A 5,609-nucleotide genomic window follows, 5' to 3' on the forward strand; every position below is an offset into this window, starting at 1 on the left:
AAGAAAGCGACGGAGAGTACTGATGAACATATCTGACTGATTTTCCATTTTTGAAATAGCGGCCTGATTGACTTTGAGTGTATCAGCTAATTGATTTTGAGTTAGCTCAAATGCTTGACGCAGATTTTGAAGATCAATATCATTCAAAAGTTCCTGTTTTTTTGCTTCAATACGATGCTTACGTTCTTCAGGTATATCCCTGAGAAGTTCCTTAAATTGCTTAGCCATCGTGTTACCCATCCTTTTCTTTTAACTCCTTCAGATGCTCATCATAGAGATCATCTGCTTGCGGTACATACTCTTCATACCACCTGTCGTTGCCTGTCTTATTCCCGCCAATCAGCAGAATGGCAGCACGAAGTGGGTCAAAAGCATACAGCACACGATAGGGATCACCCTGATGCTGTATCCGTAGTTCTCGCATGTGACTATGACGTGAAGATCCAATACCAGAACTTATTGGATGCCGTAGTGTGGTTCCCCGTTCTTCAAGAACCCCTACTGTAGCAGCAACAGAATCCTGCTCATCCTCTGAGAGTGATTCCCACCATTCATCGAACTGGTCAGTATATTCAACAATCCAAGTCACGATAAGAATATAACTTTAGAGTTATATAACTTCAAAGTATTATTATCAACATACAATATGCAGGAGAATGTAGATTGGAATCACATCTTGGTTCAAAGAATTGCACTCGAGCGGTTTGTTTCATGCCAGTCCGGGGACTTTCTTAGTCTAATAAATCCCATATTTTCAATAATATTCTACTAATATTACCCGAAACAGTCGCCAAATTACAAAAGGACCCACGCTAAAGTAGCGTAAGTCCTTGTTTATATTGTGTCGAGGTGATAGGATTCGAACCTACGGCCCCCTGCTCCCAAAGCAGGTGCGCTAGCCGGACTGCGCCACACCTCGATTGCAGCTTTGCAACAAATTCCAACTGAGCACGATATTGCAATCGAGCCGCGACACAGCTACCGCAGGTGGCGACGCCGGGCATCTCAGTTTGAGAAATAGGTTCTGACAATACACATTAAAAAGTAACGTTGGGATTTACTAATACTTAACCACCAAGGCTTCGTGAGCACTTCGATACACTCAGTATGGCACCTCAGCCTCCAAACATTGTATTTATCCACAGAACCAATCTATTTAAAAGCGGCCTGAATATAGTTTTATCATGATGGATTTCAAGCCAGTTCTGCCAGATTCTGGGCAATTTCAGCACCCAGCCTGACATTGTTTAAAGCCAAGGCCCGGTTTGTTTCCAGACTGCGTCCCTTGGTCAGCTCAACGATTCGACCAAGGAGATAAGGCGTCAGCTTTTTTCCGGATATCCCCAAACCTACTGCATCCTGTAAAGCTGAACGAATATGACCATCCATTTCACTAAAGGGGATATCATATTCTGGGGGTAGGGGGTTTGCTACCAGGACGCCAGCTTGTATTCCTAAATTAGCCTGATGCTGATAGAGGGCCGCAATCTTACCAGCGTCATCCAACTGAATGCTAATGGGTAAACCAGATTTACGTGAATAAAAGGCCGGAAATTCAGAGGTTCCATATCCAATCACCGGCACACTCATGGTCTCCAGAACCTCCAATGTCTTTGGTAAATCAAGAATTGCTTTGGCTCCGGCAGAGACCACAATAACCGGAGTTCTGGAGAGTTCAATCAGATCAGCTGATACATCAAAATTGCTTTCTGCTCCCCTGTGTACACCTCCAATCCCCCCTGTGGCAAACACATGTATTCCTGCAAGATGAGCCAAACGCATAGTGGCTGAAACGGTGGTTGCTCCATTTCCATTCTGAGCCAGTGTCCAGCCAATCTCACGGGTGGCTACCTTGCCTACTGTTTTATCCCTTGCCAACTGCTCGAGTTGAGCGGCATCCAAACCGATACAAATCTGACCATTTAGGATTGCAATGGTGGCAGGCACAGCACCGGAATCTCGGGCTAAGGCTTCGGCCTGCTGGGCAAATTTTAAATTTTCCGGATAGGGCATGCCATGAGCGATAATGGTGGATTCCAGAGCCAAAACCGGTAGCCCTGTTGATAGTGCTCGTTTAACCTCAACTGAATAGTTAGAAGGAATATTTTTCATACCCCGAAACTATTCCAATTCCAGCTGGAAACAATTAAGGACTGCGCTGGATATAGCAGATACGGAAATACTTGCCACAGCAGCAACACCCTGAATTTACCAGGCCATTCACTGAACCGGGAGTGCAGAACTCTGACCGTGTCAGCTCTTTGACCTCGACGAGGCCAGCTCCTGTTGCTGTCTGACAAAGTGAAATACGGCCTGAATTCTGCGACTCTTGAGACTGGAATCGGTATACTCCAGCTCCCAATCTGATATACCCAGCAAATCGTAAACATTTATCCATTTACCATCAACTTCAATTTCAAGCAGTGGATTTAGAATATACCGCCCACGCTGCACCCGAACGAAGAGAAAGCGGTTATAGGGTGCGGCTCTATTGACCTCGTTTTTTGCGAGAATACTGGAAATATAGGCTCGCTTTTTTCTGCGGGTTGGAATCACCTGCTCAGGAAAAAATTGCAGACTGTAAATAAAATCTGCGGTTTCAAATGCAGGTAGATTCCAATTTGCTTTTTTATTAACGATTTCCTGAAATAAGGCCAGCATGGATTGGAGTAAAAAGAACTCCATTGCTTTGCGATCAATTTTAATCATGCGGCCATCTATCTTGATCTTGATACTGGTGGGTGACAAATAGTTATAGATTTTTCCAATGGCATTATTGGCATAATTTTCAGAAATGTAGGCTTTGAGAAGAGCTATCTCAACCGGCGAGCGACCGCGATTATCCCGTAAGTTCGGATTAGCACCGTTATTGATGAGTGATTTTACCAAATCCACAGCGCCTAATTGGCTCGCAAGCATGAGCGGTGTCTGATTGAGAGCGTTAGGGAAATCCACATCATACAAATTAATTTTGCGATTCAACTCAGTATATTTGGGATCTTTATAATCTCGCAAATATTTATTCTCAATGGCTGACTGCTCGCGTTCCGGATTTTCGGCTCTTCTAAAATTCAAGCGTGCTAAATCATTAAGCACACGCGGCAAGTGAAAAGTCACTGCATATTCAAACAGTAATTGCTTGGCTTTTTTATTGAAATGATCAGGATTTAAGGCTCTTGCTTCCAAGTCGTCTATTGAATCGGCAGTAAGCACCTCCCAGGGTACTTCCTCTATCTCGAGAATAGTCTTACGTATAGCTTCTGCCTGTTCAATCTTGCCTTGTTTTTCAAGCTTAAGCGCTTCCTCCTTCCATTCATCCTGAGTAGAAGTTTGGGCTCTGACTTTAACAGTACCCTTTTTCTCAGCCAAAGCAAGTAAGCGCCAGAGCTTATGCTGCGTGTGCGATTCAATGATATACACATTCCGGATAGCTCGGGTCAGGGCCACATAAAGGGCATTTGTGTAAAACTTGTATGCTTCCAGAGATTTATCAGATTTATTTGCAGAACGTGAATAGCTCAAACCCTGGCTTACAGCCTCATCTGAGACTCCATCAGTAATCTCATTGAATTCAGCAGCGTTGTTCGAGACTAAATTCACTAATACAATATTCTCATATTCCAGACCTTTGGCTTCCTGAACTGAAAATACCAGCGGTGTCTTAAAATGCCGTTTCACTTCCAGTTTGTCTTTGGGACGCATGACAATGACTGCAAAACGGGTTGATCGGGATGTTCTGCTATTGATTTCTTTACGTGCCTTATCACTGTCATGAATCATCTCAACGACTCCGGCTCGATCTGCAACAGATTTTATTAGAAAATTACTTTCCCGGTCAATAGACCCGAAACGAGCCGTTTTGATCAGCAGCAAACGGTTGGAAATCTCAGTAATTTGTGGTGAATTTCGATAATTGGTGTCTAGAACACGAATAATGTCAGAGCGACCTTTTAAACTCTGTTTGTAAAACATGGTCTTCACTTTCGACCAGGAGAAGAAATTTGGATGAACAATCTGATTCGAATCACCACAAAGCACAAAATTTTCTGGACTGCGCAGGGACTTCAATATCAGGTGGAGTTGAATATTGGTGATATCCTGGACTTCGTCAACAACGACAAAATCGTAGCGGGGAACGCAAAGCTTCAGGTACTCATAGGCAATCACATTGGGATCATAGAACTCAGCTGTTGATAACCATTCGATATACCGCATAAATAGGTCATACACCGCATCACGCTGTTCTGCAGGGAATATGGACTGTTTAATGCCCAGTGCTGCATATTCGTGCCGCTTGAGAAAAGCCTGATCAATGGTCATTCCAGTGAGCACTCCATTGAATTCTTCAAACAGCATGTGTGCATCTTTCAGCTTTGATTTATGGCGATAACGCGTAAACCATTGGCTAAAGTCTCGAAATGTGATAGCATGCCCGTCAGGAACCTGCAGCGTTTCTAAATATTCGTGTAATGCTAAAAAATCTATACTTTGCTTTTCATTCTCATAATCAAAAGCATAGTACAGGTTACGGGCATTTTCAGTCAGATAAGCAGAACGGGTGACGTAGAGCACATCCCCCTGGAGGTTCTTGAGCTTCTCCAGGGTGAGTACTGTTTTGCCACTACCAGCAGCTCCAATAAGTATGAGTGGTGTCCTCAGGTTAAAAGCTTCGGTCTGTATATCATCGAATGAAATAATCTTATCCAGTAAATGGAAATGCTGAAACGACGGGTTTACATACGGCAAAGCCAGGGCATCATCCTGCTGCAAATCGGTAGGTGTGGGAATCAGCTCCAGCTTATTTTCATCCACACTTGCCCCATTTAGAAAACGTGATTTTTCATAGGCATGGGCGCGAATAATTTCCAGGATCAACAGAAATGTATTGCTGCCAAAGGTGGCAAAACGGAATAACAGGCGATCGGCGTCACTCAACTTGGCGCGATAGTAAGGTGTGCCCTTGAGCTTTTTAACATCAGCAGCCCTAAAGTCGCCCGCTCTTAGGAATTTAATGGTTCGATCAAAAGCGTTACGTACGCCTGAGAGATTCAGATCATTGTATTGGATTATTTTCATCGTCAACCTGGAATTAGAAAATATAATGTTGACGAAGCCGCAAAAAGTAATTTAAAAATCATCAAATACGCCCTAACTCATTTAATATTAACCACATAACGCAAATACTCCTAAATCCATAAATATCAATACTCTGCGCCTCTGCGAGAGGGACTTTTTGCAAGGGCGTCAATGTTAAAGGTTCTTTACCAGCCAATCGAAGTGCCTCCGTTGCTTTTCTGGCCATACTTTTCCGGCAACAACTTAGTCTTGTTCTCCTGCTTAGCCATGAACTTGTTTGCTGGTGAGAAATTGCCAGGCCAACTCACTTGCAGTCATGAGTTCTGAGTTGAGAAGCGGGTTCAGGACCAGCGAATCTGTATTTGTATGGCCAGGTCTCCTTGTCGGCATTAAGATATTATCACAACTTTCCGCTTGGCTTATCTTTTTGTTATTATTCTAATTATTGAATATTATCAGTAATGCTTTTAATCCTGAACGTGTAGTTTATTTCAAATATCTGCTATCCAAAGTCTGGAATAATTTAAGTCTTA

At 43.2% G+C, this 5,609-nt stretch carries 4 protein-coding genes and 1 tRNA gene; all 5 read right to left on the bottom strand.

Annotated features, from left to right (window positions below):
* Positions 1-228 (bottom strand): helix-turn-helix transcriptional regulator (locus tag U9Q77_02050; GenBank protein MEA3286147.1); only part of this gene is annotated, 228 nt, incomplete at its 3' end.
* A 4-nt stretch (positions 229-232) separates the two neighbouring features.
* A complete protein-coding gene (locus tag U9Q77_02055; GenBank protein MEA3286148.1) occupies positions 233-589 on the bottom strand; it encodes a type II toxin-antitoxin system RelE/ParE family toxin in 357 nt (118 codons plus the stop codon).
* Between the two features lie 255 nt (positions 590-844).
* A tRNA-Pro gene (locus tag U9Q77_02060) sits at positions 845-919 on the bottom strand.
* A gap of 275 nt (positions 920-1,194) precedes the next feature.
* Positions 1,195-2,112, bottom strand: a complete 918-nt coding sequence (locus U9Q77_02065) for a pseudouridine-5'-phosphate glycosidase (protein MEA3286149.1) — start codon at positions 2,110-2,112, stop codon at positions 1,195-1,197.
* A 141-nt stretch (positions 2,113-2,253) separates the two neighbouring features.
* Complete coding sequence (locus tag U9Q77_02070; protein ID MEA3286150.1) at positions 2,254-5,076, bottom strand: ankyrin repeat domain-containing protein; 2,823 nt, start codon at positions 5,074-5,076, stop codon at positions 2,254-2,256.
* Positions 5,077-5,609: the final 533 nt, after the last annotated feature.

Source organism: Candidatus Neomarinimicrobiota bacterium (assembly GCA_034716895.1).
GTDB lineage: Bacteria > Fidelibacterota > UBA8477 > UBA8477 > JABMPR01 > JABMPR01.